Origin of the sequence: Paraburkholderia caffeinilytica, from assembly GCF_051027425.1 — a bacterium.
Taxonomy (GTDB): Bacteria; Pseudomonadota; Gammaproteobacteria; order Burkholderiales; family Burkholderiaceae; genus Paraburkholderia; species Paraburkholderia caffeinilytica_A.
Map to the genome: position 1 here is coordinate 3,213,787 of NZ_CP186553.1, position 25,818 is coordinate 3,239,604.

Genomic DNA, 25,818 nt, shown 5'->3' on the forward strand with positions numbered 1-25,818 from the left:
CCTTCCCAGGTGGGGCTCTGCGCCCAACTTGCTGCGACGGAGAACTACAGTTTCGAGAGTAGTCCCTGCAAAATGCGGCACTTTTAATTCAACCCGCGGTTATGAACTGAATCTGACATCGTTATGAAAGCGGATATCTACGCTAGCCGCGTGATCGCCGGGACGCAACCGTGCGCTATGCCTCCTCCGGCAAGAAAACATCTCCAGACGTGAGGGAGAGTGCTTTCGCAATATCGCGCGACACCTGTCGCTCGCATGCCCGTCGAAGCAGGTCGTATAAGTCGGCGGGAAGATGGCCGAGTTCGTTTTCCCGGTATGCAAGAAAGAACGAGCGGCTGAGTCCGGCATAAGGACGACCTTGCCGTGAGAAGGCCGACAGGGGAACGACGCGCAAATCCGGCACGTAATGCCGGGACTGCCAGACGCACAACGGCGTGGTGATGGCGAAGCCAAGGCCCGCGGCCACCAGACTGAGCATCGGATCGGTCGCGTCGAATTCACAGGTACGTTCGACATTGTCCGAGTTCGCAGCCAGATAGGCGTCGACATGCTGGCCGATCACCGACCGGGCGCTGTAGCGAATGAACTGAAGATGCCGGCTCAAGTCTGCCAGCGTGGTGAAGCGATCCACCTCGAAGCTCTTCGGCAAGACCACGAAATACGGTTCGGAGAAAAGTTTTTGCCGGCGAATGCCTGGCGTTTGCCCAAGGCCTGTCGTCGTGACGGCCATGTCGAGCTGGCGTGCTTCGAGTTGAGCGTCGAGCGTGGGCGTAATGCCGGACCACAAGCGAATCTGATGAGAGGTGCCGGTCAATGCCTTGATGATGATCGGGCCGATCGTAGCGGCAAACGAATCGACGCAACCCAATCGCACGACAACGCGCTTGGCCCGGGTTACGTTACGAACGCTCTCGACCATCTGGTCCGCGCCCTGCAACAGCACGGTTGCATGTTCGAAGAGCCGCTGGCCCGCAGCGGTAGGCCGCGCAGGCCGCGTTGCACGGTCGAGAAGCGTGGTGTCGAGTATTGTCTCCAACGCCTTGATGCGCTGGGAAACCCCGGCCTGCGAAATGGCGAGCCGATTTGCCGCGTCTGAAATGGAGCCGGCTTCTACCACCGCTACCCAGCTCGCAAGCAGGTCCCAATCTGGATACTGTTCGGGTACGCTCTCTTTCATGGTGGGCGGCGAAGTAGTAGCGGGATGATGTTAGACGGCCGCCAGGTCGGAGCGACTCCTCTGACGTAAGTTTAGCAGCGCTCCCCGGGTTCGGAACCCACCTGAACAGGTTGTTCTTTGCTGGGCAACGTGCGCAAGACGGCTTCGAGCGCCCCCAGCACCGTGTCGATCGCTGCATCCGCATCCGTTCCGCTATCCGGCGGGGCAATGCTTCGCGGCTCGCAATCCAGCCGCCAGCGTCCGGCCACTTCGACCTCGATCGCGTGAATTCCAGTCAGCGGCGTGCCGTAGTGCTGAGCGGCAAAGGCATCCGCGAGCTTGCCGTTGACCACCCATGAGCGATTGAATGCCTGCACCGACTCCGTGATGGCGGCCACCAGGCGTCTGTCGCACGCAGCGCCGCGATTGGTGCCTATGTTGCAGTCCGCCGCACCCGGCTGCTCCCGATAAGGCGACAACCACGAACTGGCGTGCGAGACGAGAAGCAGAACATTACCGTGGATGCTGCGCAGCCGCAGAAGCTCCTTCGTCAATGCAGCGTGGAACGGCTTCCAGTACAGGTCCGCGCGCGCGTTGACATCGGCTTCGGAAGGCTCGCGTCCTTCCGTATACAGCGCTTCACCTCGGGAAGTATGGGTTCTGCACAAGCCGACCCGGTTGAGCCTGGACGAAAGCGGTCGATTATCGAGCGCGACGTTAAAGTCGATCACGCAGGGATGATAGCGGGCTGAAACGCACGTCATTCCCCGCTTCAGCGCAGCGGCATGCAAGATCGCGCCAAAGGGGTCCGCCTGGCGTCCCTCGACCGGCACCCATGCGGGATTCACCAGTAACTCCGCCGGGATCGACGTTCCGGTATGGGGCGTAACGACCAGAACGGGAGAGTCGCCTTGTGAAATCTGGCCGTACGGCAGGTTCTGCATGTGAGTACCCTCGGGTTCGCATCGACTCGCATTGAATGTGCGGTCCTCGCGCGCCAGCGTATAAAACCGCGACGCGATGTCGACGACGGTACCCGAACAGATTTCCGGACGAGCGCACCGTAAGCGCGGGTTGATCTATCTATAAGCGGCGCTTACGAAGTTCAAACCCTGCCGGCCCGCAACCCGCCCTAATATTCATGCCGCGTGCCGGCAATTGCCATGCCGTGAGAAGCGTAACAACAAGCCTACGCGGACAGGCAGGCCGCCTGCTGAACGCGGTGAGTCCGAAAGGCGTGCGGCGATTCCTGATATTCCTTCTTGAACTCTCGACCGAGGTGGGATGCATCGGAAAATCCACATGAGGACGCGATTTCGGTGACAGTCCGATCGGAGCTGGTCAAAAGCCAGGCCGCGGTTCGCAAGCGAAGCTGACGACAGTAAGTAAGCGGCGGCGTCCCCGTTTCGCTGTTAAACAGGCGCTCGAGTTGCCGCACTGACATCTCGAGGCGGTGCGCCAGCTCGCTCAGATTTAGCGGCTGTCCAATATGTTGCTCCATCAGCAATATGGCTCGCCTTACCTTCGGGTGTACGGCAGGCCGAAGACCAGGTGGGTGAGGTTGCGGCGCGTTTCCCTTCTGCACGTCGTCAACCAGCAGGATACGAAGTGCTTTCTGGACAACGCTCGCATCAAAATGCCGGAGGAGGATTGCAGCCGCGACGTCGATTGACGCACGCCCGCCTGAACAGGTGATGCGCCGCCGGTCAATCACAAACAGCCTGTCGGCGACGAGGTTGCGTTCGTCCGCGTGCGGAAAGCGCTCGATAAAATCCCAGTAGTGAAACCAGCTGACACACAGGCGATAACCGGTCATCACATCCGCTTTCATCAACGCAAACGCACCGGTGCAGATGCCGACGATGGTTGCCGAAGTCTCTGCATACTTGCGGATGAACTGCAACGTTGCATTGCTGACGGACGAACCGGCGTGCAGCAATCCGCCAACCACGACGAGATAATCCAGTTCGCCGGCTTCGGCAAAAGTTATCCACGGTGCGACCTGGATTCCGCAGCTTGCCCGGATCGGCGTTAGCGATTCACCGATAATGCTCCACGCAGAGCGTACCGGCCGGCTCAAATCACCTTCATCGCTGGCGAGGCGAAGCAGGTCGACAAAACCGGAGAAAGCCGTCAGTGTGAAATTCGGAAGCAGTACGATGCCAAATCGCACCGGCGCTATCTGGCCGCCCCGGGACTCGCTGCGCGGCCCCGCTGCCATGTTCTGCATATCTCACTCAGATTGAAATGACTGGCTCTTCGAATCAGCGGTCGAGGTCACGAATGAATGATCATTCGGCACGTGTAGATCCACTACATGCTACCGTTTGGACCCTTCGGCCAGTCCTTCATCATTTCGCCGACCTCTTCTGCCATCCATTGTCTGAACTGCTCGTACTCCGGCCGGCTTCTCGCATTCTTATGTGTTATCACGTAGTGGTGCCGGTCATGGAAAACCAGAGAATCCCGCACCGGTCGAACCAGTGTTCCCTGCTCAAGCTGACGATGAACCAGATGATGCCAGCCAAGAAGCGTTCCTTCCCCGGCTTCTGCCGATGAGACAAGCAACCGGTAGTCGTTACTTTCGAAATGGTTTTCCGGTGCGAACCGTTCGGAACCATCTCCTTGCTGGAACCAGTTTCTCCACACACGCCAGTCAACGTGCTCGCAAATCTGCCCGCGTCCCAGCATCGAGAGGTGGAGAGTAGGATGCGTGAAGAGATCCAGCGGCTTCAATGTTTTGCCCTGAAAGTGGCCTTCGAAGAATCCCGGGCTGCACACCGGATACACGACATCGTGAAACAACGGCTCTACGTCGTATTCCGGTTCGCGCGGCGGATTCTTCGTGATGATCACGTCCGGCTGCATGAGCTCGTCGAGCTCCATGAAGTGCTCGGTGACGGTGACGTTGAGTTTGATTTCCGGAAATCGCTTGCGGAACCGCGGCAATCTCGGCGACAGCCACAACGCGGAGAAGGTGTGGGTAATGCAGAGGTTCAACGCCTGCTTGTCCGAGCGTCGTACCGCCTCGGCGGCCTCGGCGATATTCATGATCGACAGGTACGACGCGTTGTACAGGATACGGCCCGAGTCGGTCAGTGCAATGTGCCGTCCGGTCCGCTCGAACAGCGGGACGTCCAGCACATCCTCAAGCTCCTTGATTTGTCTACTGATAGCAGCCTGTGTCACGCATAGCACCTCCGCCGCCTGGGTAAAACTCTCGTAGCGCGCAGCCGTGACGAAACATCGCAACGCCCGTAATGACGGCATTTGCGCCAGTAGTCTGTCGGCGAACAGTTGCTTCTTCTGCATGGTTCTCACCTTCAAAGCGGCCGAACTCGGAAAGACCGCAAACCATTGGCAGGCGGTTACTCAAACTTTACACCGACAAAATCGACTTATCCCATCCTGCCGGTGACAAACCGCCTGCATCCAGAGGTCAGCAACTCATCTTCCTGCTAGCTCAACTGAGCTTGATCCACGTGGTCTTCAACTCGCAGTACTGGTCGTGTGCGTACACTGACTTATCCCGGCCACCAAACCCCGACTGCTTGAAACCGCCAAACGGTGTCGACAGATCGCCTTCGCCGAAGCAGTTCACGGTCACCGTCCCGGCACGGATTCTGGATGCGACCTTGTGCGCGTTGTTGACGTTATCCGTCCACAGGGAGGCCGCAAGTCCATAGCAGGTGTTATTGGCAATCTGGACCGCTTCGTCGATGTCGCTGTACTCGATCACGCAGAGCACCGGCCCGAAGACCTCGTCTTTGGCAATGCTCATCTGCGGTGTCACGTTATCGAATATAGTCGGCTCGACGAACCAGCCACCGCTCTCAAGCAAAACAGCATTACCGCCATGCACGAGCCGCGCACCCTCCGCGTTTGCTTTCTCGATGTGGCCAAGAACCTTCTCGTAGTGCTTTTGCTCGATCAACGCACCGAGTTTCATTTCGGGGTCGAGTGGTTGACCCGTCTTCCATCCTTCGAGGACGGTTTTAATTTTGCCGATCAACGCGTCTTTCAAGCCGGCAGGAACCAGCAGACGCGAACCCGCGCTGCAGTTCTCACCCATGTTCCAGAACGCTGCGGCGACCGCCTGCTCCGCGACGGCGTCCAGATCCGCGACGTCCGGAAGCACGACCTGTGGGTTCTTTCCGCCACATTCGAGAACGACGCGCTTGAGGTTCGTATCGGCCGAATACCGAAGAAAGCGTTTGCCCGTTTCGGTTGAACCCGTGAATGCGATGAGGTCCACGTCTGGGTGCAGGCCGAGTGCCTGCCCGGCACTCTCTCCGAATCCCGTTACTACACTGAACACACCTGCCGGAACGCCGGCTTCCAGAGCGAGGTCGGCGATGCGCAAAGTCGCAAGCGAGGTTTGCTCTGCCGGCTTCACGATCACACTGTTGCCAACCGAGAGCGCCGGGCCGATTTTCCACGCCAGCATGAGTGCAGGAAAATTCCACGGAAGAACGGCGCCGACGACGCCGATCGGTTCACGCGTGATCATGCTGACGACGTTCTCGCCCGATGGCGAGAGTGCGTCGTATCGCTTGTCCGTGACTTCTGCGTGCCAACGAATGCATGCGGCGGATTCCGGAATGTCCAGACCCAGACACTCCGAAACCGGCTTGCCCGCCTCGAGTGCTTCAAGTATCGCCAGTTCGTCGGTGTGGTCTTCAATCAGCTGCGCCAACTTCAGCAATACCGCCTTCCGATGCGATGGTGCGGCTTTCGACCAGATGCCACTCTCGAACGCGTCCCGCGCGGCGGCGACTGCCTGATCGATGTCTCGCGCGTCACAGCGCGCAATATCGGCAAGCACCTTTCCGTTCGCGGGATTCAAGGTCTCGAATGTCTCGTTCGACGCCGCCGGACAACGTCTTCCGCCGATAAAGGCGCGTCCATCCAGCGTCAGGGCGTCAGCCTTCTTCGTCCATTCCTCAAGTGTCGTCATTTCGTATCCTCAATCGATTAAAGTTCGGCACCCGCCGAGAACTCCTTGACCCATATGGCCGCGGATACCGCCATGTCGGCAATTGGGCGCATGGGCAACGGGCGGGGTTGCGGCTGATTCAGAAGCTGGCGAGTCATGTCGTTCGAATGGCCCAATGCATATTCGGCGATCACCTTTCCCGATGCCGAACCTCTGCTAAGCCCTAAACCATTGCATCCGATCGCCTGATATATGCCGTCGTCCCTTCTGCCGAAAAGCGCACCGCTGTTTGCCGAAAGACAAAGCGCCCCACCCCACGTGTATTCGAGCTCGACGTTCTTGAGCATTGGAAAGCGCCGCTCGAAAGAACGCTGGTGCAGTACCTTGGCCTTGCGCAAATCAGACTGCGACACCGCCAACTCCGGGCGGAACGCGAAGTGATTGCGAATACAGATGCGATCCGTGCCCAGCCGCCGAACAGTTGTACCCATTGGGTCTGCTGGAATCAGCGCCCATGAATTCATTCCGCCCAGCGCCTTGACCTCGGACTGCGTCATCTTTCGGCTTAGCGACGCAAAGGTGTACACCGGCAACAAGCCGTTGGGGCTTCCACCAAAGGTCGCCGCGTACGCGTTGGTGCAGAAGACAACCTTACCCGCCGTTATCGTTCCGTCCGCAAAGGAAAGCACGTACCCAGACGCGCCGCATTCCAGCCGTCTGACTGCACTCAACTCGAACACCGCTACGTTCGACGGCATGGTGCTCGCCAGCCCGCGCATCAATGCAGCGGGTTGGACTGTGCTGCATCCAGGGGTAAATATCGCGCTGTGGTAAAACGAAGTACCGGTTACCTTCGCGATTGCCGGCTCGTCCAGCCACTCGAATTTTTCGTCGATGCGCTGCAGGCCTTCGGCAAAATGCTTTAGCGCCTCCTTGCCGCGTTTGTTCACCGACGCATGATATTTGCCGTCATCACGCCAATCGCACTCGATACCCTGCGCGCGAACAACCGACCTGACGTAATCGATGCCGTGACGCTGCATTCGTACGTCGGCCTTATCCGCATCGACGCTCCGCGAGTAGCTTTCGCTGCTGATGTCGTGTGGCAAGTCGACGAAGAAACCCGAATTGCGCCCCGCGGTCGTCCTGCCGATACGATCGGCCTCGACGAGGGCAATCGATGCCTCAGGCGCCAGTTCGGCCAGGCGCCGGGCCGCACAAAGCCCCGTGATTCCTCCGCCAACCACAACAAAATCAAATTGCCTGTTGCCCTGGAAAGGGTTCGCGGCTGACGGCGGCGGCAGACACTCCCACCAACCGTTGACACCATCAGCCGCAGGTAGCCGAGCGAATTCGAATTTCGAGGTCATGCAAATCAGCGCCCGCTGCGAAGCAGTGGCTGAACGAGCTTCGCGAAGTCGCGGCGCTCGCTGTCCGTGAGCACACCCAGTGGCGCGCGCGCGTCGCCTACCGGCCGGCCCGCCAGTTCACATCCATAACGGACGTACTGGATGAATTTGCCGCTCCGTTCGAGCAGTTCGAGAACCGGCAGGAGTTGCGTCATCAACTCACGGCCCGTGACGAAATCATGTTGCTTGACACAGGCATCGAGCAACTCCACGTGCACTTCCGGGAGGAAATTCGCCGCACCCGCGACCCAGCTCCGGGCGCCCCAAACGAAGAACTCGAGCGCCTGGTCGTCCATGCCACAGCTAAGAACCAGCTTCTTCCGGAAATGCGTGGCGAGGTGATGCAGATGCGCGATATCGCCCGTGCTTTCCTTCATGGCGATGAAATTCGGACGAGCAAGTAGCTCTTCCAACACGCGGTCACCGATTTCAGTTCCCGTGCGCGCCGGAAAGTTGTAAAGCATGATGGGCATGTCGAGACTGTCGTCAATCGCGAGCATGTGCTGCAACAGTTCGTCCTGCGTAGGTTGAGCGTAGTACGGAGCGGCTACCAGCAACGCGGACAGGCCTGCCTTTTTCGCTGCATCTCCTAACCGGAGAACTTCACGAGTCGTCGTGGCGTTGATTCCCGCCGTCAGAAACGTCTTTCCGCCAGCAGCTTCGGCCACTGTATGAAACGTGTGCACACGTTCCTCGAAACTGAGCGCGTAATATTCGCCCGTCGTCCCGCCAATGCCGAGGCCCGCAAGCCCCCGTCCGGCGAGATCAACGGCGTGCTGCGCCAGCAGTTCATGATCGATCTCGCCGTCAGCTTTGAACGGCGTGACCAACGGTGCGTGTACTCCTTCGAAGCTCATCAGTTTCTCTCCCAATCTGGACTGTCACTGCGGACATCCGCACCGTCGCTTACACGAGCGTTAAATGCAGCAATGCCGCCGACTCCGTGACGTCATGTTAAAAATCAATTCTTCGAATACTCGACGCGGTCCATTCAAGGACACTAGCGGCCCGACTTAAACCAACGTTTCCGTATGCGAGTAAATCGGGAAGCGGTTGCATATGTCACGAACCTGGCTTCGCACAGAACGCTCAACGAGTTCGTCACCGCCTGGCTGTTTTTCGAGCGCCGACAGTACTTCAAGGATCAGGGCGCCGATTTCTTCAAACTGCGTGACGCCAAAACCGCGCGTCGTTCCAGCCGGCGTACCGAGGCGGACGCCGGATGTCACAGTCGGGTTTTCGGTGTCGAATGGAATTCCGTTCTTGTTGCAGGTAATGCCAGCCCGTTCGAGCGCCTTTTCAACCTGCGTTCCGGTCAGTCCCTTCGGGCGTAAGTCGACGAGGAGTAGATGGTTGTCGGTGCCCCCGGTCACGAGGTTGACGCCGCCCAGCTTCAACACTTCGCCGAGCGCCTGGGCATTTTGCAGAACCTGGTCAATGTAAGTTGCAAATTCCGGACGCAACGCCTCGGCGAATGCAACTGCTTTTCCTGCGATGACATGCATGAGCGGACCGCCCTGCAGGCCGGGGAAAACAGCGGAATTGATTTTCCTGGCGATATCGCCGTTATTCGTGAGAATAAAACCGCCGCGCGGGCCGCGAAGGGTTTTGTGTGTCGTGGAGGTCACGACGTCGGCGAAACGAATCGGGCTCTCGTGACGGCCGGCGGCAACTATCCCGGCAATGTGCGCCATGTCGACCATCAACATCGCACCCACGCTGTCGGCAATCTCGCGAAACTTTGCGAAATCGAGCGAGCGTGGATAGGCCGAATAGCCCGCGATAATGAGCTTGGGGCGATGCTCCTCGGCAAGCCGCCTTACTTCCTCATAGTCGATCCTGAGGGTATCCCGGTTGACGCCGTACTGAACAGCATTGAACCATTTACCGGACAATGCCGGGCGGGCGCCGTGAGTCAAATGGCCACCTGCATCGAGCGACATTCCAAGAACCGTGTCGCCCGGCTTCAAAAGCGCGAGCATTACCGCGCCATTCGCCTGAGCGCCTGAGTGCGGCTGCACGTTGGCGAATTCGCATTCGAATAGCGCCTTGACGCGGTCCATCGCGAGCGCCTCAATGCGGTCGACGTGTTCGCATCCGCCGTAGTAACGCTTCGACGGATAGCCCTCCGCGTACTTGTTTGTCAGAACGGTTCCCTGCGCCTCCATCACTGCTGCCGAGACGATGTTCTCGGACGCAATCAGTTCGATCTGCGATTGCTGACGACGCAGTTCCAGCGCGATCTCCGACGAGATAACCGGGTCACGGTCTTGCAGGCTCTCTGAGAAGAATCGAACGTTATCGGTCACAGACATACTCCGTGATAGTCATAAAGCGGTGTTTCTCTAAGGATCGATCGGACATCTGCATCGGTGTACTGGACACGCACGGCCCTCGATTCATCGCGCCGCATTAAGTGACGCTCGACGGCTCCTCGAACAGAAGCCGACGGCGTTCCCGTACGCGTCCAGTTTCCGGCGTTATTTCTCCAGCCACGCTTTCAATTTGTCCGGATGCGAGTCGACGAATTTTTTCGCCGCGGCGGCGTAGTCGTTCGTATTGTTGCCCTCGAACTCAATCGCCTCCACATCGGCAAGCGTGAGCTTGAAATGCTTCATGAACACATCCGCGCGCGGAAACTTGCCGGCAAACTGCTTTGAACCGAACGCGTGAATCTGCTCTTCGCCACCCAGCGTGCCCTTCGGGTCTTTCAGATAACGCATCTGCCACTTCTGGAAGAGCCAGTGGGGACTCCAGACCGTGGCGACAATCCACTGTTTGGATTGGTACGCGCGCTGTACCGAAGCCAGCATCCCTGCTTCACTCGAAGACTGCAGGTTGTAGCCCGTCAGGCCGTAATCCTTGATTGTTTTCTCGGACGCCTGCATCAGACCGCCGCCCGGCTCGATACCTTGAATCGTGCCGTTCAGCTTGCTCATTACGTCCGGTTTTTTGAGGTCGTCAATCGACGACAGCTCGGATTCGGGTACATACGCAGGAACCGCCCAACCGTTTTTTCCACCGGTGTAGATGATGCCGACGTCATCCATGTCGTTCTTGTATCGCGCGTAATACGTCGCGTGCGTAACCGGCAACCATCCACCCACCATCAGGTCGACGTCACCACGAGCGACGCCCTGGTACTGGATACCAATATCAGCTTGAACAAACTGCACGGGCTGCTGAAGCTTGGTCTCCATGACATACTTCGCCACATTCGCAACAGCCAGAACGTCAGCCCAGTTTGTGATCGTGATCTTCACGGGTTCGGCCGCTACCGCTTCACCGCCATAAAGGCTGACAGCACAAAGTGCCGACGCGGCAATTCTCACAACAAAAGACTTGAACATCCCGGTATTCATCTAGTACTCCTTGTTTATTGAAATATTTTCTTGCGTTTCCGTGTGGTAATTTCCTGACTTGATGTCTGATTGCGCGGAGGCCGCCAACTCCTCCGTGCAAAGTCCGCTATGACTACGTTTGGGCCGTCTCCTTCGCGTCTCCTGCAGAACCTTTCGATATCTGCACTTTGGCTTGGGTCCTTTTCTTTGCCGACTTAACGCCGAAACTCTCCGTTATCCGGTCCAGAATGATGGCGAGCAGCACCACACCGAGACCCCCTTCGAATCCAATGCCAATGTCGAGCCGTTGAATTCCGCTGAGAACGTATTCGCCCAATCCTCCCGCGCCAATCATCGAGGCAACGACAACCATGGAGAGCGCCATCATGATGGTTTGATTGATCCCGGCCATGATTGACGGCAGCGCATTAGGCAGTTGAATCTTCCATAGGAGTTGCGAGTCCGTACTGCCAAACGATCGCCCCGCCTCCATCAATTCCTCTCTGACCTGCTTGATTCCGAGCGTGGTAAGGCGAACCACGGGCGGCATCGCGAAGACGATCGTTGCAATAACCGCCGGCACGCGGCCAAGTCCGAACAGAATGACCGCTGGAATCAGGTAGACGAAAGCAGGCATCGTTTGCATGAAATCCAGCAATGAGCGCAATACGATTTCCGCACGGCCGTTACGCGCGCCCCAGATTCCAAGCGGAATTCCAATCAGCAGACTGAAGAATGTCGCGGCAATCACGAGTGCAAGTGTCGACACGGTTTGTGTCCACAGCCCCATGTAGTGAATGGTCAGAATCGCAATGCCGACAAAGGCAGCGAACAAGGGGCTTTTGCGCCACAGCGCGATTGCCACAAACCCGACTAGCATCACGACGAACGGAATCGCACCGAGGCCGTCCTGAAGGAGCTTGATGACAGCGTCGAGGGCGGCCGAAAAGGCGTCGAAACCCCCTCGAAAATGCTGAAAAAGGAAGTTGACCGCATGCTCGGCTGCCTGCCCGATAAATGACGAGTTCATGCCGCCCTCCGTTGCATAACCTGTTTCAGAATCGTGCGGCACGACACCACGCCCGCGAGTTTCCCTGCTGTGTCGACAACCGGCACGTCGTGGGTCTGACTCAGCGCGATCGCGGACAAATCGTGCAAATCCGTATCGGGAGCAACCGTAGCAATGTCGCGAAGCAACGCGTCTCGAATGGGACCCTTCCCACACTGACGCAACGATGCCGGCGTGACCGAGCCTTGGTATCTGCCCGACTCGTCGCAGACATATCCGCAGTCAACGCCAGAGTCGATGAGCTGGTTCAGATAACCTTCGGATGAGGCACCCGTATCGCACATGAACAGGCCTTTCTCGACCTTGCTCAGGAGACTGGATGCCTTGAGGAATCGCGAGATATCGACATTGCGAAAGAAGTTGCGAACGTAATCGTCGGCGGGCGTCTGAATGAGTTCAGCAGGTGTGCCGACCTGCACCAACCGGCCGTCCTTCATGACACCGACGCGGCCGCCAATCTTGATGGCCTCTTCGATATCGTGCGAAATGAAAACAACGGTCCGCTGCTCCTCTTTCTGCAGTCGCAAAAGTTCATTTTGCATTTCGAAGCGAATCAGCGGATCCAGTGCGGAGAAAGCTTCGTCCATCAACAGCACGGACGGATTCACGGCGAGCGCGCGCGCCAGCCCGACGCGCTGCTGCATACCGCCCGACAACTCGCCTGGATAAAGCTTCTCGTACGAGCCCAAGCCAACGCGAACGAGTGCCTTGCGTGCAACCTCGTACCGTTCAGTCTTCTTCTGGCCGGCAACTTCGAGACCGTAGGCAACGTTTTCGATGACCGTACGATTGGGAAGAAGCGCGAATGATTGAAAAACCATGGCCATTTTTTTACGCCGCACTTCCCGTAGCTCCGGGGTGGACATTGGCGCAATATCACGGCCTTCGAGAACAACTTTGCCGGAGGTCGGTTCGATCAGACGATTCAGAAGCCGGACCAGTGTGGACTTCCCCGAGCCGGAAAGTCCCATGATCACAAAAATCTCGCCCGCCCGAACTCCAAGACTGACGTTGTCAACTGCCACCATGTTGCCGGTCTGCTGGAATATCTCATTGCGCCCGAGACCCTGCCGCAACATGTCAGCCGCACGTTCGGGTTTAGGACCGAATATCTTCGAAAGATTCTGAACCGTGAGGATTTCGTTCGCGGTTATGGACGCGGGTGTCGCGGCCGAAGCAACAGCGCTGGAACTGGCGACGCTCGGATAAACCGCCTCGTCCGATGCAAAGGTGAGGTTTGGGGACATTCTGTCATTCCAACTGGCAAGTTCAAAAACCTGTAGGCCGGCGATCGACGCAGACATGCACCGCAAGCGCACACGATTGCGTCGTCATTCGCAGGTCGGGGATGAGCATTGCGGCGGTCGGACGCTTGCGCGCCGGAAAGCCATTTTCACGAGCAAAGACAGCTAGCCTCGCGCAGTCGAATAAAACGCGACTTTTCGCGCGAAACTTAAAAACATTCATCACCGAATCGGGTTTCAGCAATGTTTGTTGCAGTGATGACAGCGTACCCCGCCAATTAGCGCGTTCCAGCTACATTTTCTGCGCTCTTTGCCCTACCTCTGGTAATGGAATGACGCAGCCAAACCGCGGAGGATGCCGGGGCCTTCCGCGAAAAGCCAGACCTGGTGTGGCTTTTGGCCGAACTGATCACGCGTGGGCGCCGAACGCTGCGCGTCTCGCACATAGGGCAAATCCCAATCAGGGACATTCAACGCTGCCAAGCAAAGAAAACTTTTCGAATATCATCGATTCCCAAGGCGGCTGCCCTTATCCATCCAAACCAGAACATGAAACCGGTCACTGAAGACGCAAAGGGGTATCGACGGCTCATTCCTTCGTTGACCGCCCTGGTGGAATTCGAAGCCGTCGCGCGCTTGAGCAGCTTCACGCTGGCCGCGAACGAACTCGGCGTCACACAGGCCGCCGTGAGCCGGCAAGTGCGATTCCTCGAAGAATCGCTCGGCGTACGCCTGTTCCATCGTCTGCACCGTTCGATCAAGCTCACCGGCGAAGGCGAAGCGCTCTATTTCGTGGTGGCCGAGTCGATGCAGCGGATCGCGGGCGTCTACGACCGGCTCTCGAATGGCGGTGAGGAACAGGAACTGGTGCTGGCCACCACAGCGGCCTTCTCGCATTTCCGCGTGTTGCCGAGACTGCCTGAGTTGAAGCGTATTCAGCCGCAACTGAAGCTTCGTCTCACGACGACGATGTTCACCGCCGACCTGCGCCACAACGAGGTAGACATTGCCGTCCGGTATGGCAATGGCACATGGCGCGATGGCACGTCGTCCCTCCTGTTCGATGAGGAAGTGTTTCCAGTTTGCTCGCCGGCCTGGCTGGAGGCGAACGCGTCGCCGCAATCGCTAGCCGAACTTGCGAAAGCGCAATTGATCGGGTCCGACTCGACGTCCGAAGGGTGGATGGGCTGGGAGGCCTGGTTCGACGCTGCAGGTTTGCGACCGCCGCGGTTGCAATATGCGCTCCGCTGTAGCCTGTACACGGACGCCATTGAAGCTGCACGCCACGGGCAAGGCATCGCGCTCGGCTGGCGCCGATTGCTGACGGGTCTGCTCGACGCCGGCGAACTGGTGCGCATCACGGAGGCGTCGGTCAAGGTTCGCGATGCTTACTTCGTCGTCATTCCGCACGGGCACATGATCACGCCGGCCACGAACAGCGTGATTGAATGGCTGCGTGGCGGTGCGGCATCCGCTTAGTGTCGCCGGTCCTTTCGCATAACCTGTCGTAATGCGATAGAAAAAATAAAGCGCATTGACGCCCCATATCGTCGATTCAATACTGGATTCACCGTGTCGATGCAATCGCATCGCGCCGATCAATCCATTCAAGAGGCAATCGATGCTGGTGGCGAACCTGATGACTCACCGTGAACTGATACACAGTCGCAAACCCGGTCACGGCATGCGGGGCGAGCTTTTTGGTCGCCCGGACGTGTTCGGGACGGATGTCGACGTGTTCTTCCACAAACACTGGATTCTGGTCGGCGTCTCGGCCGACGTTCCTGAACCCGGCGACGTGTCCACCGTCGACATCGGCCTGGCGTCGATTCTCATCGTGCGCGACGACGATGAAGCCATTCGCGCTTACCGAAACGTCTGCCGGCACCGCGGTGCACGGCTCAAAGACGCGGGAAAGTCCACCGTGGGAATGCTGGTGTGCCCTTACCATCAGTGGACCTACGACCTGGATGGCAGTTTGAAGCACACGACCCATATGGGCGTCGACTTCGACCGCTCGTGCCGCAGTCTTATTCCGGTCAAAACACGCGTGGTGGGCACTCACATTTTTGTGTGCCTATCAAACGACGCACCCGCCGACATAGATGTCCTCGAAGAAACGATGGTGCCCAGGTTTGCGCCCTACGACCTGACGCGGTCCAAAATTGCACATGAAACCGAGATCGTCGAAAACGGGAACTGGAAACTCGTGATGGAGAACAACCGGGAGTGTTATCACTGTGGCGCCACTCACCCGGAGCTGACGGCGTCGTTCCTTCCCGAAGATTTCGGATTCTGTCCACACGGTTTGAGCGAAGAGTCGCAACGTGCGCTGGATGCCTATCACGCACGCAACGCCGCGAGTGTCTCCAGTTGGGAACAGGACGGACTGATTTGCAGCACGGTAGAACGGCTCGGCCCCGACGCGGCCACTGGCTTCCGGACACAGCGCCTGGTTATCGCGGGAAACGGCGAGTCGCAAACTATGGATACCAAAGTAGCGAGCAAAAAACTGTTCGGCAACTTAACGCGTCGAGACCTTGGTGATGTGCATCTGTGGACCCACAATTCGTGGACACACGTGATGAGTGACCACGCGGTCATTTCCTACATCGTTCCACTTGCTCCCGATAAGACGCTCGTGCGAACCAAATGGCTGGTCCATGAAGACGCCGTGGAAGGCGTCGACTACGACCTGAACACATTGACTGAAGTCTGGGTGGCGACGAACGCGCAAGACGCCAATCTCGTTTCAATCAACTATCGCGGAACTCAGGATCCGGCCTACGAGCCAGGTCCATTCTCCGAATTTACAGAGACATACCTCGATCTCTTTTCGCAATGGTATGCGGCCCGATTGACTGCACACGGCGTTTGAGTGAATTGCCATGATTCTTACTGAAACAAACGTGGACGTACCCCCGCCAAATGCTTTCGCAGATCGGCTGAACGATCGTACTCTTTGGGAACATAGTGGTGCTCATTGGACGAGCGCCGAGAAGAAGAAGTTGGTGTGTTGTCGCATCATCGACGAGATGCCCGATGTTAAGACCTTTGTTCTCAGCGCCGCAGACGGCATTCTATTCAGCTTCGAGCCAGGGCAATTCATTACGATTTCGGTCGAAGTCAACGGGCAGATGCTGTCGCGCTGCTACACGATATCCTCGCCGCCGACACGGCCTTACACGCTTTCCATTTCGGTCAAGCGCGTGCCCGGCGGCGCCGTGTCTAACTGGCTGCATGAACACCTCCAGCTTGGGGGCACATTGATGGCTTATGGGCCTGCCGGCGTGTTTACGCTTTCGTCGCATCCAGCCAGCAAATCACTTTTCCTTTCCGCCGGCTCGGGCGTGACGCCACTGATGTCGATGACGCGCGCCGGCCATGACCTTGGGCTCAACCGTGACGTCGTGTTCTTACACAGTGCCAGAACACCCGCGGACATCATCTTTCGCAACGAGTTGTCTCAGCTAAGTGCGTCCGCGGTCCGGCTCAGGGTCGTCCACCTATGCGAGAGCGCCGGCCTTGAAAAGGACTGGCGCGGCCCTGTAGGGCGACTTTCGCTGGAGCTCATGGAACGTTATGTACCTGACTTCAGGGAACGCGAGGTATTCACGTGCGGGCCCGCTGGCTACATGCAGTCAGTCAGAAAAATCCTCGCGGAAGGCGGCCACGACCCGGCCCGATACCATCAGGAAAGCTTTGACATTACAGCCGGCGGTTCTGACGATGGAACGACGGCCGCTACGGCTTCGCCTTCCAACGCTACAGCCGGCGTTCGGCCGGCGTTCAGCGTTCGGCTGGCGCGCTCGGGGAAAAGCTTCACCATGAGCGACACCGAAACCGTCCTCGCCGCCGCTCGCAAAGCGGGGGTGCCTGTTCCATCGTCCTGCGGACAAGGTCTCTGTGGCACCTGCAAAACCGCTGTCCTGCAGGGCGACGTCGACATGCAGCATAACGGCGGCATCCGGCAACGGGAAATCGACAAAGGACTGCGGCTGCTTTGCTGCAGCCGCCCGCAATCGGATCTTGTGCTCGACCTCTAGCGAAAGAGCATCGGCATAACGTCCCGACTCAGGATAAGCACAACAAGCCTTCAAAACCGACTCCACACCGGGACAACCATGGATTCAGCAAAAAGCGCCGTAACACCGCCACTTGATTCGTCCGGTCCCTTCGCCCGCCGCAGCTATAAGATTAATGACGACGACTGGCGTCCCCTGCAAATCGGCGCAACGGCTATTCCCGGCTATTTCTGGATTCCCTTGTCGGACGACGAGGGAGGCGGATGGTCGAGCTACTGGATGAAAATCGAGCCGGGCGCACAAGGCCCGATGCATCTGCACGATACGACAGAGTTAATTTTTGTCGCAGACGGCATTTTCACCGACAGCGACGGCGTTCACTTTCAAGCCGGGTGTGTGATCACGTACCCGGCAGGCTCGAGCCACTCGAGTTCGTCCGAAAACGGTTGCACCGTTCTGGTCGTCGCCCGAACCGGTTCACATCTGGTGGAATGATGCGGCGACGGGAAAGATCATGCATAACCTGCACTTTTCTGTCATTTTGTCGCTTACAGGCGCAGATCCTCGACGGAGGCGAACGATTGAGACCGGTGCGCCGTTCGTGATTTTTTCGACGCTGTCTGTCCGTCAGCATGCGGCCCGAGCGTCATTGTCATGGCGGCCCGATGTGATTCACCCGCCTTAACCCCATGACGGAGGCTCATATGCAATACCTATTGATGATCTATTCGGAAGAAAACGGCTGGAACCGGATGACCGACAGCGAGCGGCAACAAGGGGTTGCCGCCTATCACGCGTACACCGAATCGTTGAAGAAAGCGGAAGTGCTGGTAGGCGCCAACCGGCTGCAGCAGACGAGCACGGCTACCACAGTGCGCCTCGTCGACGGCAAACCGCAGGTGCTTGACGGACCGTATTCCGATTCGAAGGAGCAGCTCGCCGGCTACTACCTGATCGACGCGCCCAACCTGGACGCGGCGATTGCGTGGGCGTCGCGTTGTCCCGGCGCGGCGCACGGCCTCATGGAAGTGCGCCCGGTCTGGACTGCCCCCTACGACGCACCATCTGCCGCATGAGTCCGTCCGGCGGCGGCGACCGTGACGCTGACGGCGCCGCGCGTTCGATTGCCGAGGCGGTCGCTCGCCGCAGTTACGGCAAACTCGTCGCGCTGCTGGCGATGCGCACGCGCAACGTCGCCGCGGCCGAGGACGCGTTGGCCGACGCGTTCGCGGCCGCGCTCGCGGACTGGCCGAAGCGAGGCTGCCCCGCGAACCCCGAAGCGTGGCTGATGACGGTGGCGCGCCGCCGGGCGCTCGACGGCGCGCGCCATCGCCGGGTCGGCGACGAGGTCGTGAACCAGCTCGCGATCCTCGCCGACGAGATCGACGAGCGTGAAGCAGGCGTGTTGCCCGACCGGCGGCTTGCGCTACTTTTCGCGTGTACCCACCCTGCGCTCGAGGCCGCGATTCGCACGCCGCTGATGCTGCAGGTGGTGCTGGGGCTCGAAGCAAAGACGATTGCGTCCGCGTTCCTGATGTCGCCCGCCGCCATGAGCAAGCGCCTTGTACGGGCGAAGAACAAGATCCGCGAAGCGGGCATTCCGTTCAGCGTACCCGAGCGCGAGGAGTTGCCCGGCCGGCTCGCTGCGGTGCTGGAAGCGGTCTATGCGGCGTATGCGGAAGGCTGGACCGATCCGGTCGGCGGCGATAGCGAGCGGAGCGACCTCGCCGGCGAGGCGCTGTTTCTTGCACACCTGCTCGTCGAACTGCTGCCCGATGAGCCGGAGACGCTGGGCTTGCTTGCACTGATGCTGTACGCGCAGGCGCGGCGCGATGCGCGACGCAATGCGGCCGGCGACTACGTGCCGCTGTCGGCTCAGGATCCGGCGACATGGAACACGCCGATGATCGACGCAGCCAATGCGCTGCTGCGACACGCGAGTACATTCAACGCAATCGGACGCTTTCAGCTCGAGGCCGCGCTGCAGTCGGCGCACATCTACCGCTGCCGGACGCGTCATCCGAACTGGGACGAGATCGTGCAGCTCTACGATGCGCTGCTCGCGATTGCGGCGTCGCCGGTGGTCGCGGTGAACCGAGCGCTCGCGCTGGCGGAACGGGACGGCCCGCAGGCAGCGCTCGACGCGCTCGAGCCGTATGCGGACGATCCGCGGCTGGCCGACTACCAGCCGTACTGGGCCGCGCGTGCCGATCTGCTCGCGCGCGCAGGTGCGATAGACGAAGCGCTCGGCGCGTACGATCTCGCGATCGGACTCGAGCGCGATCCGGCCGTGCGCCGGTTCCTGCAGCGCAAGCGCACTGAGCTGTTACAGGCAGGAAGTTAGATTGGCGCCTTGCGTTTGCCGCGCGAGGTTGCAAGCCGCGCGCTAACGCAGCTCAGACGCCGCGCTGCGTTGCGCGGTCTGGAGCGTTCCGTTTCAACCGGAATTCATTGCACGCTGTTACGTTGCCTCCTTGACATCGTCGCCAGGCCGATTTGTGAGGATGGCGCTCGCGATAACGTGAAAGAGATGATCGGCGCGTGGCGCGAATGAGGGTTGGTCGACGAGCCAACCAAGCGCCGACATCAGAGCAAACAGGTCGACCCCATCCATATCGGCGCGCGCCGTTCCCTCGGCCTGAGCACGGAGCAGTAGCCGTGCGCCCGCTGAATGCACCGCTGAGCATGAAGCGTAAAGCGCGGACTCCGGGTCCGCGTGGGCGCTCGCCATCAAGGCGACAACCCCGCTATAGCTATGAACGAATGCCACCCCTTCGCGAAACCAGGACACGAGCGCTTCGTCAGGTGGATTCGACGTTTCGAGTTCGCTTGCCTTCTGCGTCAGTGCGTCCAGATTCTCACGCAGCAACGCTTCGAACAAGGCTTCCCGCGTCGGGAAATGGCGAAGCAGTGTCGCCAACCCGACGTCGGCCCGGCGGGCGATATCTCGCATGGACGCATCGGCACCATGCTCGGTGACGACTTCACGCGCGACTGCAAGGAGATGGCTGTAATTTTTTCTGGCGTCGGCTCGCATCGATTTTCTTGACAAATGGATCAGTGATCCATATATTTGAATCGGGATCTGGATCAGTGATCCATAAGATACAGCGTATTTGTGCAAATGGGTACAGAGACGCGGTCCGACACCACGAAAGGAGAAGTGATGGGAAAGCTTGAGGGTAAGGTTGCAGTCATCACCGGTGGATCGAGCGGCATGGCGCTGGCGAGCGCCATGCGGTTCGTTGAAGAAGGCGCCTATGTGTTTATCACGGGCCGGAGGCAGGAGGCGCTCGACGAGGCTGTCAAGCTGATTGGCCGGAACGTGACCGGCGTGCGCGGCGACGCGGCCAACCTCGACGACCTCGACCGCCTGTTCGATACAGTCAAGCGGGAAAAGGGCAAGATCGACATCCTGTTCGCGAGCGCTGGCACGGGCGAAGCCGTCCCACTGGGCGAGATTACCGAGCAGCACTTCGATACGGCCTTCGGCCTGAATGCGCGCGGCACGCTGTTTACGGTTCAGAAGGCGTTGCCGCTGTTCAACGATGGCGGATCGATCTTCATGACCGGGTCCATTGCTTCGGTGAAAGGTTTTCCTGGTTTCAGCGTGTATGCAGCGAGCAAGGCGGCGTTGCACGCATTCGCACGCGGGTGGCTCAACGAACTGAAGGGCAGGAATATCCGGGTGAATGTGCTGAGCCCGGGGCAGATCGCCACACCGATTCAGGAGCAACTTTTCGACGAGGAGACGATGCGGCAGTTCGAATCCCTGGTCCCGCGGGGAAAGATGGGGCGTCCCGAGGAAATTGCGACGGTCGCGCTGTTTCTCGCTTCAGACGATTCGAGCTTTGTGAATGGAGTGGAGTTGTATGTCGACGGCGGCACCTCGGCTATCTGAAATCGCACCGAGAGGCGTATAAGCGGGCCCATCAATCTGACGAAGACGATCCGAGTTTTCCTGTAAATAGGGAATCCTTATCAATAAATGGGATTGACTTCAATGATTGTCCAGCGGGTATTGTCACGCCGGCTCGCGCTGCGGTCGCTGGAAACGGCGATGACGCTGCTCGGCTCCGCGTGTCTGCGGTGGGTCGCGTGGCGCATCGCGCGCAGCGGGCCGCCTGACGCGGGCGACGGTCCCGTACGCCCGGTTACCAACTGACATGGGTCCGTGATGATCAACACGGACCCTGAATGGAGAGTTCGCATGAGCTATTCGATTATTGGCTTCGGCGCGGTAGGCCAGGCACTCGCCCGAGCGTTTGCAAGAAAGAACATCGATGTGACCGTCGCCAGCAGACGCCCGCCCGAGACGTTGAGGCAGCAGGCACAAGCGATCGGCCCCACCGTTATCCCCAGGGCGCTGCGGGATGCAATCGCGTCCGACACGATCTTCCTGGCGGTTCCGTTTTGGGAACATCGCGAAGTCGCGAAACAGATCACAACCTGGCAGGGCAAGACGATCATCGACACCACGAATGCTTTCGGTGTTCCCGTTGAAGACCTGGAAGGTCAGCCGTCGTCCGCGGTTGTCGCCAAAGCGTTTTCCGGCGCCAGGTTCGTAAAGGGCTTCAACCATCTGCCCGCTGCCGTTCTGGCCGCTGATCCGAGCGTGAATGGCGGCAGCCGCGTCGTGTTCCTGTCGAGCGATGACAAAGATGCGGTGGCGCCGGTCGCGGTTCTGGCCGAACAACTCGGTTTCGCGCCGATTGCGCTAGGAGCGCTCAAGGATGGCGGCTCGCTTGTTCAGGCCAGGGGGAATACCTGGGCTGAACTGATCTTCAAGGACCTCGTCAAGTTCAAATAGAGGCGCGTCACGACAATGAACAACGGTCGCCCAGGACCTGGGCGCCACCGCAACCTCAACCGTCCCGATGTGGCCGTGATGCGGCCGTGATGTGGCCGCGCAGTTTGTCGAAATTGCGTATCAATGCAGCGCTCGGGCTTTCATCCGGTGTACCCGCCCCGCAGGGCCGTGTATCGCCTCCGGTTTCTACTCCTCGCCCAGGAACGACTTCAATCGCGCGGACCGGGCCGGGTGCCGCAGCTTGCGCAGTGCCTTGGCTTCAATCTGACGGATCCGTTCGCGCGTCACCTCAAACTGTTGTCCAAGTTCCTCCAGTGTGTGATCGCTGCCGCTCTCGATACCGAAACGCAGGCGCAGAATCTTCGCTTCGCGCGGCGTCAATGTCGTGAGCGCCTCGCTGACGGCATCCCGCATGCTGGCGTGCAGCGCTGCATCGTCGGGCAAAATCGCAGCGGGGTCCTCGATCAGGTCGCCTACCGACGTGTCATCATTTTCTCCGACGGACGCATCCAGGGAAACCGGCTCCCTGACGATCCGCAGCATTGCCCGAACCTTGTTTTCCTGCATCTCCATCCGCTCCGCCAGCACGGTGGCGTCCGGTTCCCGTCCGGTTTCCTGCAGGATCTGGCGCGAGATCCGTTTCAGTTTGTTGATCGACTCGATCATGTGAACAGGGACGCGAATGGTGCGCGCCTGATCGGCGACCGCCCGGCTGACGCCCTGCCGGATCCACCAGGTCGCGTAGGTGGAAAACTTGTAGCCACGGCGATACTCAAACTTGTCGACGGCGCGCATGAGACCGATATTGCCTTCCTGTATCAGATCGAGAAACAGCAGGCCGCGGTTCACGTACCGCTTCGCGATCGAAATCACCAGTCGAAGATTCGCTTCGATCATTTCACCTTTCGCGCGCAGCGTTTTCGCTTCACTTGCAGTCATTGCGCGACAGACCTCTCTGAACTCATCGAGCGGCAGCACAACCCGCTTTTGCAGAGCAAGCAGCTTCTCCTGTTCCAGCTGGATCGCAGGGAGATTTCGCTCCAGCGCGCCACTGAACGGGTGTCCTGCCGTGATGAGTTGCTGCTGCCACGCCGGGCTGGTCTCGTTGCCCCGAAAATGCGCGACAAACATGTCGCGAGGCACACCACACCGGTCAACAACGATCCGCGCGATTTCGCGCTCGATGGTCCGGACCCCGTCGGCGGATACTCGCAACGCGCTCGTCAAACGCTCAATCGTGGGCGCCGTGAAGCGGATCGTCATCAGTTCGCTCTCGATCGCCGCCTGTGCGGCGCGATAGCGCCCCGATCCGTAACCCTCCGTTTCGTAGGCATCCCGCAATTGCTCGAACCAGTCCGCGACCGTCGCCAGCTTCGCCAGCGCGTCACGCTTCAGGGTTTCACTCTGCAGATTGGCCGACGCGGTTTCAGTACCGCCATCATCTTCGTCGCCCTGATCCTCGTCGAGGACCGGATCGCCGTCGACGCTTTCCTCCACGACAGCAACCATGTCATCTGTTTCCACTGCTGCGGGATCGATCATCCCGTCGACGAACTCTTCGACGGGGGTTGCACCGCCGGCAACAGCGTCAGCGATCGCCAGTATTTCCGCAATCGTTGTCGGGCACGAAGATATGACCCGGATCATGTCGTTGCGGCCCTCTTCGATTCGCCGCGCAAGCGCAATTTCCCCTTGGCGGGTGAGGAGTTCAGTGGTACCCATCTCGCGCATGTACATACGCACGGGATCGGTGGTGCGGCCGAACTCCGCGTCTACGCTGGAAATTGCCGCCACAGCCTCTTCCTCGGCCTGCTCGTCGGACGAAACCGCGACAGCGTGATCGTGCATCACCATGGACTCCGCGTCCGGCGCCTGCTCGAATACGGCGATACCCATGTCGCTGAAGGCTCTGATCACGTTCTCGATTGCGTCAGGTTGCGCAAGGCGCTCAGGCAGGTAATCGCTAATCTCCCCGCGAATGACGAAACCGCGCTCATTGCCGAGCTTGATCAGCGCGCGCAGGCCCGAGCGGCCGTCGTCGTTTTCTCCAGTGGATTCATCCGGTAGCGCGGCATCGGCGTCGTACACACGTGCGTTTGCTTTCATTCGACGTGAACCGGTCGCCGATGGAACCGTTGCGATCGCAGACCCGGAGTCCTGCGCTCCGTCCTGCGTCGAGGAGCTCGCTGGTCGCGCTGTGATTGCGGCTGACGTGCTTGCGCTATCCGTAACGTTCGTGGCGGCGGGCCCACCCTTCACATTGAGGTTGTCCGGCACCACGTCCAGTGTCCGCTTCTTCACACTCTTTTTCGTCACGCGGTCGCTCCTTGGGATTTGTGGTCAGGGCTGGCGCGCAGCACGTGCAGCAGCCTTCGAGAGGTGATGGACCATCTCAGAGGCGCGCACCATGCGCCCTGATCAGCCGGACAGGTTCAGATACCGAAATCTCGTACCGGACCGCCTGTTCGGGACCCGCCGCATGACGATCGCTGTATCGCTGATCGTGATACAGGCGCAGACGCCCAAGGCCGGAGTTGCGTGGGGCTGAGTTCATCTGGGCTTTCCCTTGATTCATTTCTGTCCGTGGTCCTGCCTGGCACCGTCGGGCCTGGTGTCGAGCGCCTCTGAGCATGTCGCTGACGTGATAATATCATTATCATTATCTGTAAATTCCGTTAACCGGGAGATATCATGCCGAGCTCAGCCTGGGGCAAACTCCGCGAAGCCGCTCCCGGTTATCACGAGTTCCCGACGCCGGACAAGATCACAATCGCCCCGACCAAGCTGATCGAGGTGATCGCCGTGCTGGAACCGACCTTCTGGACCCGGCAGCGTCTGCGAGCCGCCATTGGGTCCGATGGCACCACCGTTAAGGTCATCGCAGCGCGACCGGCGGGCTAGGGACCAAACACAAGTATCGTCTGGACTGCCGCATGGATCACCCTCACGCGTCCTTCGACGCCTATATGAAGTTTCTTGCCGAGCCATCTGAAGACGGTACGCCTGTGGTGCTGGAAACCGAGCACGCGCTTTCGCTGCACTTCGATCTGCTGGCCACACAGAGTTTCATGTCCCGGCGTGAGCCCGACAGGCTGGTGCTCGGCTATACCCGGACGATGATGGGATTCCTGCTGCTGCAACCGGCGCCGGGCAGAATTTCCATGATCGGCCTGGGTGGAGGGTCGCTAGTCAAGTACTGTTACCGGCATCTTCCGGATACGAGGATCGTGGCCATCGAAATCGATCCCGAAGTAATCGCATTGCGCGACACATTCCATATCCCGCCCGATGACGAGCGATTCGAGGTGATCTGCGCGGACGGGGCGGAATACGTGCGGGGTCACGATGCGCGCCCGGACGTGATTCTGGTGGATGGCTTTCTGGCACACGGCATGCCCGCACAACTGGGTAACGCGGCCTTTTACTCGGCTTGCCACAAACGGCTTGCGGACGACGGAGTGCTGGTCGCCAATTTCGTCGCCGACGATCCTCATATTCCCTACTACCTGGAAGAGGCGCGTTCAGCGTTCGGTGAGTCGCTCTCCATTTTCATGGCTGAGGACAGTTGCAACTACACGCTGTTCGCCTGGAGAGGCGGGCCACGGCTGCCCTCCCGGGATACGCTGCTCGCGCGTGCACGCGCCCTGGCAACGGTACATCCCCTGAACTTGCGCGGAGCCGCACGTCGCCTGAAGCAAGGCACGGGGCTCGCCTCGAACTGGACATTCGAGCAGAAGCTGACCAGCGAACGAAACAGCTGACAGGCAGCAGATTTGCGTGGCCTGGATAGAAGCGCCGCGTTACGCGCGCTGCCAACCTATCGACGCG

General features: G+C 59.3%; 25 protein-coding genes. 11 read left to right on the top strand and 14 right to left on the bottom strand.

Annotated elements, in window-relative coordinates; translation table 11 throughout:
* Positions 1-175 precede the first annotated feature (175 nt).
* From ACOSV0_RS34750 to ACOSV0_RS34800, 11 genes are all read right to left on the bottom strand, one after another.
* The gene (locus tag ACOSV0_RS34750; RefSeq protein WP_434112359.1) at positions 176-1,177 is read right to left on the bottom strand and encodes a LysR family transcriptional regulator; all 1,002 of its coding nucleotides are present in this window, start codon (positions 1,175-1,177) and stop codon (positions 176-178) included.
* Positions 1,178-1,248: 71 nt separating this feature from the next.
* The gene (locus tag ACOSV0_RS34755; RefSeq protein ID WP_434112361.1) at positions 1,249-2,100 is read right to left on the bottom strand and encodes an N-formylglutamate amidohydrolase; all 852 of its coding nucleotides are present in this window, start codon (positions 2,098-2,100) and stop codon (positions 1,249-1,251) included.
* Positions 2,101-2,345: 245 nt separating this feature from the next.
* Entirely contained in the window at positions 2,346-3,386 is a 1,041-nt protein-coding gene (locus ACOSV0_RS34760; RefSeq protein ID WP_434112362.1) for a GlxA family transcriptional regulator, read from the bottom strand.
* An 83-nt stretch (positions 3,387-3,469) separates the two neighbouring features.
* Positions 3,470-4,468 carry a LysR substrate-binding domain-containing protein gene (locus ACOSV0_RS34765; protein ID WP_434112364.1) on the bottom strand — a complete coding sequence of 333 codons (999 nt, stop codon included), beginning with the start codon at positions 4,466-4,468 and terminating at the stop codon, positions 3,470-3,472.
* 151 nt (positions 4,469-4,619) lie between these two features.
* On the bottom strand, positions 4,620-6,113 hold the full coding sequence (locus ACOSV0_RS34770; protein ID WP_434112366.1) for an aldehyde dehydrogenase: 1,494 nt from the start codon (positions 6,111-6,113) through the stop codon (positions 4,620-4,622).
* A gap of 17 nt (positions 6,114-6,130) precedes the next feature.
* Positions 6,131-7,462, bottom strand: coding sequence for an NAD(P)/FAD-dependent oxidoreductase (locus ACOSV0_RS34775; RefSeq protein ID WP_434112367.1), 1,332 nt, complete (start codon positions 7,460-7,462; stop codon positions 6,131-6,133).
* Positions 7,463-7,467: 5 nt separating this feature from the next.
* A complete protein-coding gene (locus ACOSV0_RS34780; RefSeq protein WP_434112369.1) occupies positions 7,468-8,358 on the bottom strand; it encodes a dihydrodipicolinate synthase family protein in 891 nt (296 codons plus the stop codon).
* A gap of 156 nt (positions 8,359-8,514) precedes the next feature.
* Complete coding sequence (locus tag ACOSV0_RS34785) at positions 8,515-9,816, bottom strand: serine hydroxymethyltransferase (RefSeq protein ID WP_434112371.1); 1,302 nt, start codon at positions 9,814-9,816, stop codon at positions 8,515-8,517.
* A gap of 165 nt (positions 9,817-9,981) precedes the next feature.
* Positions 9,982-10,863, bottom strand: coding sequence for a glycine betaine ABC transporter substrate-binding protein (locus ACOSV0_RS34790; protein ID WP_434112373.1), 882 nt, complete (start codon positions 10,861-10,863; stop codon positions 9,982-9,984).
* 112 nt (positions 10,864-10,975) lie between these two features.
* Entirely contained in the window at positions 10,976-11,872 is an 897-nt protein-coding gene (locus tag ACOSV0_RS34795; protein ID WP_434112375.1) for an ABC transporter permease, read from the bottom strand.
* Entirely contained in the window at positions 11,869-13,158 is a 1,290-nt protein-coding gene (locus tag ACOSV0_RS34800) for a quaternary amine ABC transporter ATP-binding protein (protein WP_434116002.1), read from the bottom strand. Before ACOSV0_RS34800 ends, ACOSV0_RS34795 begins: the two co-directional genes overlap by 4 nt.
* Before the next feature lie 546 nt (positions 13,159-13,704).
* Here ACOSV0_RS34800 and ACOSV0_RS34805 point away from each other — a divergent pair.
* The 6 genes from ACOSV0_RS34805 (at position 13,705) to ACOSV0_RS34830 (ending at position 19,524) form a co-directional block, all read left to right on the top strand.
* A complete protein-coding gene (locus tag ACOSV0_RS34805; RefSeq protein WP_434112377.1) occupies positions 13,705-14,634 on the top strand; it encodes a LysR substrate-binding domain-containing protein in 930 nt (309 codons plus the stop codon).
* Positions 14,635-14,776: 142 nt separating this feature from the next.
* Positions 14,777-16,033 (top strand): aromatic ring-hydroxylating oxygenase subunit alpha, encoded by a 1,257-nt coding sequence (locus ACOSV0_RS34810; RefSeq protein WP_434112379.1) that lies wholly within the window; start codon positions 14,777-14,779, stop codon positions 16,031-16,033.
* Between the two features lie 10 nt (positions 16,034-16,043).
* Positions 16,044-17,201, top strand: coding sequence for a 2Fe-2S iron-sulfur cluster-binding protein (locus ACOSV0_RS34815; protein ID WP_434112381.1), 1,158 nt, complete (start codon positions 16,044-16,046; stop codon positions 17,199-17,201).
* 78 nt (positions 17,202-17,279) lie between these two features.
* Positions 17,280-17,675, top strand: coding sequence for a cupin domain-containing protein (locus ACOSV0_RS34820; RefSeq protein WP_434112383.1), 396 nt, complete (start codon positions 17,280-17,282; stop codon positions 17,673-17,675).
* Between the two features lie 209 nt (positions 17,676-17,884).
* Complete coding sequence (locus ACOSV0_RS34825; protein ID WP_434112385.1) at positions 17,885-18,256, top strand: YciI family protein; 372 nt, start codon at positions 17,885-17,887, stop codon at positions 18,254-18,256.
* On the top strand, positions 18,253-19,524 hold the full coding sequence (locus ACOSV0_RS34830) for an RNA polymerase sigma factor (RefSeq protein WP_434112387.1): 1,272 nt from the start codon (positions 18,253-18,255) through the stop codon (positions 19,522-19,524). The genes ACOSV0_RS34825 and ACOSV0_RS34830 overlap by 4 nt, the downstream gene beginning before the upstream one ends.
* Before the next feature lie 117 nt (positions 19,525-19,641).
* Here ACOSV0_RS34830 and ACOSV0_RS34835 read toward each other — a convergent pair whose 3' ends face one another.
* Positions 19,642-20,217: a TetR/AcrR family transcriptional regulator gene (locus ACOSV0_RS34835; RefSeq protein WP_434112389.1), complete on the bottom strand. Its 576-nt coding sequence runs from the start codon at positions 20,215-20,217 to the stop codon at positions 19,642-19,644.
* A gap of 129 nt (positions 20,218-20,346) precedes the next feature.
* On the opposite strand from ACOSV0_RS34835, the gene ACOSV0_RS34840 reads away from it, so the two are divergent.
* The 3 genes from ACOSV0_RS34840 (at position 20,347) to ACOSV0_RS34850 (ending at position 21,990) form a co-directional block, all read left to right on the top strand.
* A complete protein-coding gene (locus ACOSV0_RS34840; RefSeq protein WP_434112391.1) occupies positions 20,347-21,081 on the top strand; it encodes an SDR family NAD(P)-dependent oxidoreductase in 735 nt (244 codons plus the stop codon).
* Between the two features lie 102 nt (positions 21,082-21,183).
* Complete coding sequence (locus ACOSV0_RS34845; RefSeq protein ID WP_434112393.1) at positions 21,184-21,345, top strand: hypothetical protein; 162 nt, start codon at positions 21,184-21,186, stop codon at positions 21,343-21,345.
* Positions 21,346-21,390: 45 nt separating this feature from the next.
* Complete coding sequence (locus ACOSV0_RS34850) at positions 21,391-21,990, top strand: NADPH-dependent F420 reductase (protein ID WP_434112395.1); 600 nt, start codon at positions 21,391-21,393, stop codon at positions 21,988-21,990.
* A 186-nt stretch (positions 21,991-22,176) separates the two neighbouring features.
* On the opposite strand, the gene rpoD is transcribed toward ACOSV0_RS34850, so the two are convergent.
* Positions 22,177-24,306: an RNA polymerase sigma factor RpoD gene (gene rpoD / locus ACOSV0_RS34855; RefSeq protein WP_434112397.1), complete on the bottom strand. Its 2,130-nt coding sequence runs from the start codon at positions 24,304-24,306 to the stop codon at positions 22,177-22,179.
* 76 nt (positions 24,307-24,382) lie between these two features.
* The gene (locus tag ACOSV0_RS34860; RefSeq protein ID WP_434112399.1) at positions 24,383-24,544 is read right to left on the bottom strand and encodes a hypothetical protein; all 162 of its coding nucleotides are present in this window, start codon (positions 24,542-24,544) and stop codon (positions 24,383-24,385) included.
* 137 nt (positions 24,545-24,681) lie between these two features.
* Here ACOSV0_RS34860 and ACOSV0_RS34865 point away from each other — a divergent pair, with 137 nt between their 5' ends.
* Together ACOSV0_RS34865 and ACOSV0_RS34870 are read left to right on the top strand one after the other, a co-directional pair.
* Positions 24,682-24,891 (top strand): hypothetical protein, encoded by a 210-nt coding sequence (locus ACOSV0_RS34865; RefSeq protein ID WP_434116190.1) that lies wholly within the window; start codon positions 24,682-24,684, stop codon positions 24,889-24,891.
* A gap of 32 nt (positions 24,892-24,923) precedes the next feature.
* The gene (locus ACOSV0_RS34870) at positions 24,924-25,751 is read left to right on the top strand and encodes a fused MFS/spermidine synthase (RefSeq protein ID WP_434112401.1); all 828 of its coding nucleotides are present in this window, start codon (positions 24,924-24,926) and stop codon (positions 25,749-25,751) included.
* The last annotated feature ends 67 nt before the right edge of the window (positions 25,752-25,818 follow it).

What these genes read in the sequence shown, in the direction of transcription:
- ACOSV0_RS34750 (WP_434112359.1), bottom strand. Translation starts at nt 1,177, where the DNA reads ATGAAAGAGAGCGTACCCGAACAGTATCCAGATTGGGACCTGCTTGCG.
- ACOSV0_RS34755 (WP_434112361.1), bottom strand. Translation starts at nt 2,100, where the DNA reads ATGCAGAACCTGCCGTACGGCCAGATTTCACAAGGCGACTCTCCCGTT.
- ACOSV0_RS34760 (WP_434112362.1), bottom strand. Translation starts at nt 3,386, where the DNA reads ATGCAGAACATGGCAGCGGGGCCGCGCAGCGAGTCCCGGGGCGGCCAG.
- ACOSV0_RS34765 (WP_434112364.1), bottom strand. Translation starts at nt 4,468, where the DNA reads ATGCAGAAGAAGCAACTGTTCGCCGACAGACTACTGGCGCAAATGCCG.
- ACOSV0_RS34770 (WP_434112366.1), bottom strand. Translation starts at nt 6,113, where the DNA reads ATGACGACACTTGAGGAATGGACGAAGAAGGCTGACGCCCTGACGCTG.
- ACOSV0_RS34775 (WP_434112367.1), bottom strand. Translation starts at nt 7,462, where the DNA reads ATGACCTCGAAATTCGAATTCGCTCGGCTACCTGCGGCTGATGGTGTC.
- ACOSV0_RS34780 (WP_434112369.1), bottom strand. Translation starts at nt 8,358, where the DNA reads ATGAGCTTCGAAGGAGTACACGCACCGTTGGTCACGCCGTTCAAAGCT.
- ACOSV0_RS34785 (WP_434112371.1), bottom strand. Translation starts at nt 9,816, where the DNA reads ATGTCTGTGACCGATAACGTTCGATTCTTCTCAGAGAGCCTGCAAGAC.
- ACOSV0_RS34790 (WP_434112373.1), bottom strand. Translation starts at nt 10,863, where the DNA reads ATGAATACCGGGATGTTCAAGTCTTTTGTTGTGAGAATTGCCGCGTCG.
- ACOSV0_RS34795 (WP_434112375.1), bottom strand. Translation starts at nt 11,872, where the DNA reads ATGAACTCGTCATTTATCGGGCAGGCAGCCGAGCATGCGGTCAACTTC.
- ACOSV0_RS34800 (WP_434116002.1), bottom strand. Translation starts at nt 13,158, where the DNA reads ATGTCCCCAAACCTCACCTTTGCATCGGACGAGGCGGTTTATCCGAGC.
- ACOSV0_RS34805 (WP_434112377.1), top strand. Translation starts at nt 13,705, where the DNA reads ATGAAACCGGTCACTGAAGACGCAAAGGGGTATCGACGGCTCATTCCT.
- ACOSV0_RS34810 (WP_434112379.1), top strand. Translation starts at nt 14,777, where the DNA reads ATGCTGGTGGCGAACCTGATGACTCACCGTGAACTGATACACAGTCGC.
- ACOSV0_RS34815 (WP_434112381.1), top strand. Translation starts at nt 16,044, where the DNA reads ATGATTCTTACTGAAACAAACGTGGACGTACCCCCGCCAAATGCTTTC.
- ACOSV0_RS34820 (WP_434112383.1), top strand. Translation starts at nt 17,280, where the DNA reads ATGGATTCAGCAAAAAGCGCCGTAACACCGCCACTTGATTCGTCCGGT.
- ACOSV0_RS34825 (WP_434112385.1), top strand. Translation starts at nt 17,885, where the DNA reads ATGCAATACCTATTGATGATCTATTCGGAAGAAAACGGCTGGAACCGG.
- ACOSV0_RS34830 (WP_434112387.1), top strand. Translation starts at nt 18,253, where the DNA reads ATGAGTCCGTCCGGCGGCGGCGACCGTGACGCTGACGGCGCCGCGCGT.
- ACOSV0_RS34835 (WP_434112389.1), bottom strand. Translation starts at nt 20,217, where the DNA reads ATGCGAGCCGACGCCAGAAAAAATTACAGCCATCTCCTTGCAGTCGCG.
- ACOSV0_RS34840 (WP_434112391.1), top strand. Translation starts at nt 20,347, where the DNA reads ATGGGAAAGCTTGAGGGTAAGGTTGCAGTCATCACCGGTGGATCGAGC.
- ACOSV0_RS34845 (WP_434112393.1), top strand. Translation starts at nt 21,184, where the DNA reads ATGATTGTCCAGCGGGTATTGTCACGCCGGCTCGCGCTGCGGTCGCTG.
- ACOSV0_RS34850 (WP_434112395.1), top strand. Translation starts at nt 21,391, where the DNA reads ATGAGCTATTCGATTATTGGCTTCGGCGCGGTAGGCCAGGCACTCGCC.
- ACOSV0_RS34860 (WP_434112399.1), bottom strand. Translation starts at nt 24,544, where the DNA reads ATGAACTCAGCCCCACGCAACTCCGGCCTTGGGCGTCTGCGCCTGTAT.
- ACOSV0_RS34865 (WP_434116190.1), top strand. Translation starts at nt 24,682, where the DNA reads ATGCCGAGCTCAGCCTGGGGCAAACTCCGCGAAGCCGCTCCCGGTTAT.
- ACOSV0_RS34870 (WP_434112401.1), top strand. Translation starts at nt 24,924, where the DNA reads ATGGATCACCCTCACGCGTCCTTCGACGCCTATATGAAGTTTCTTGCC.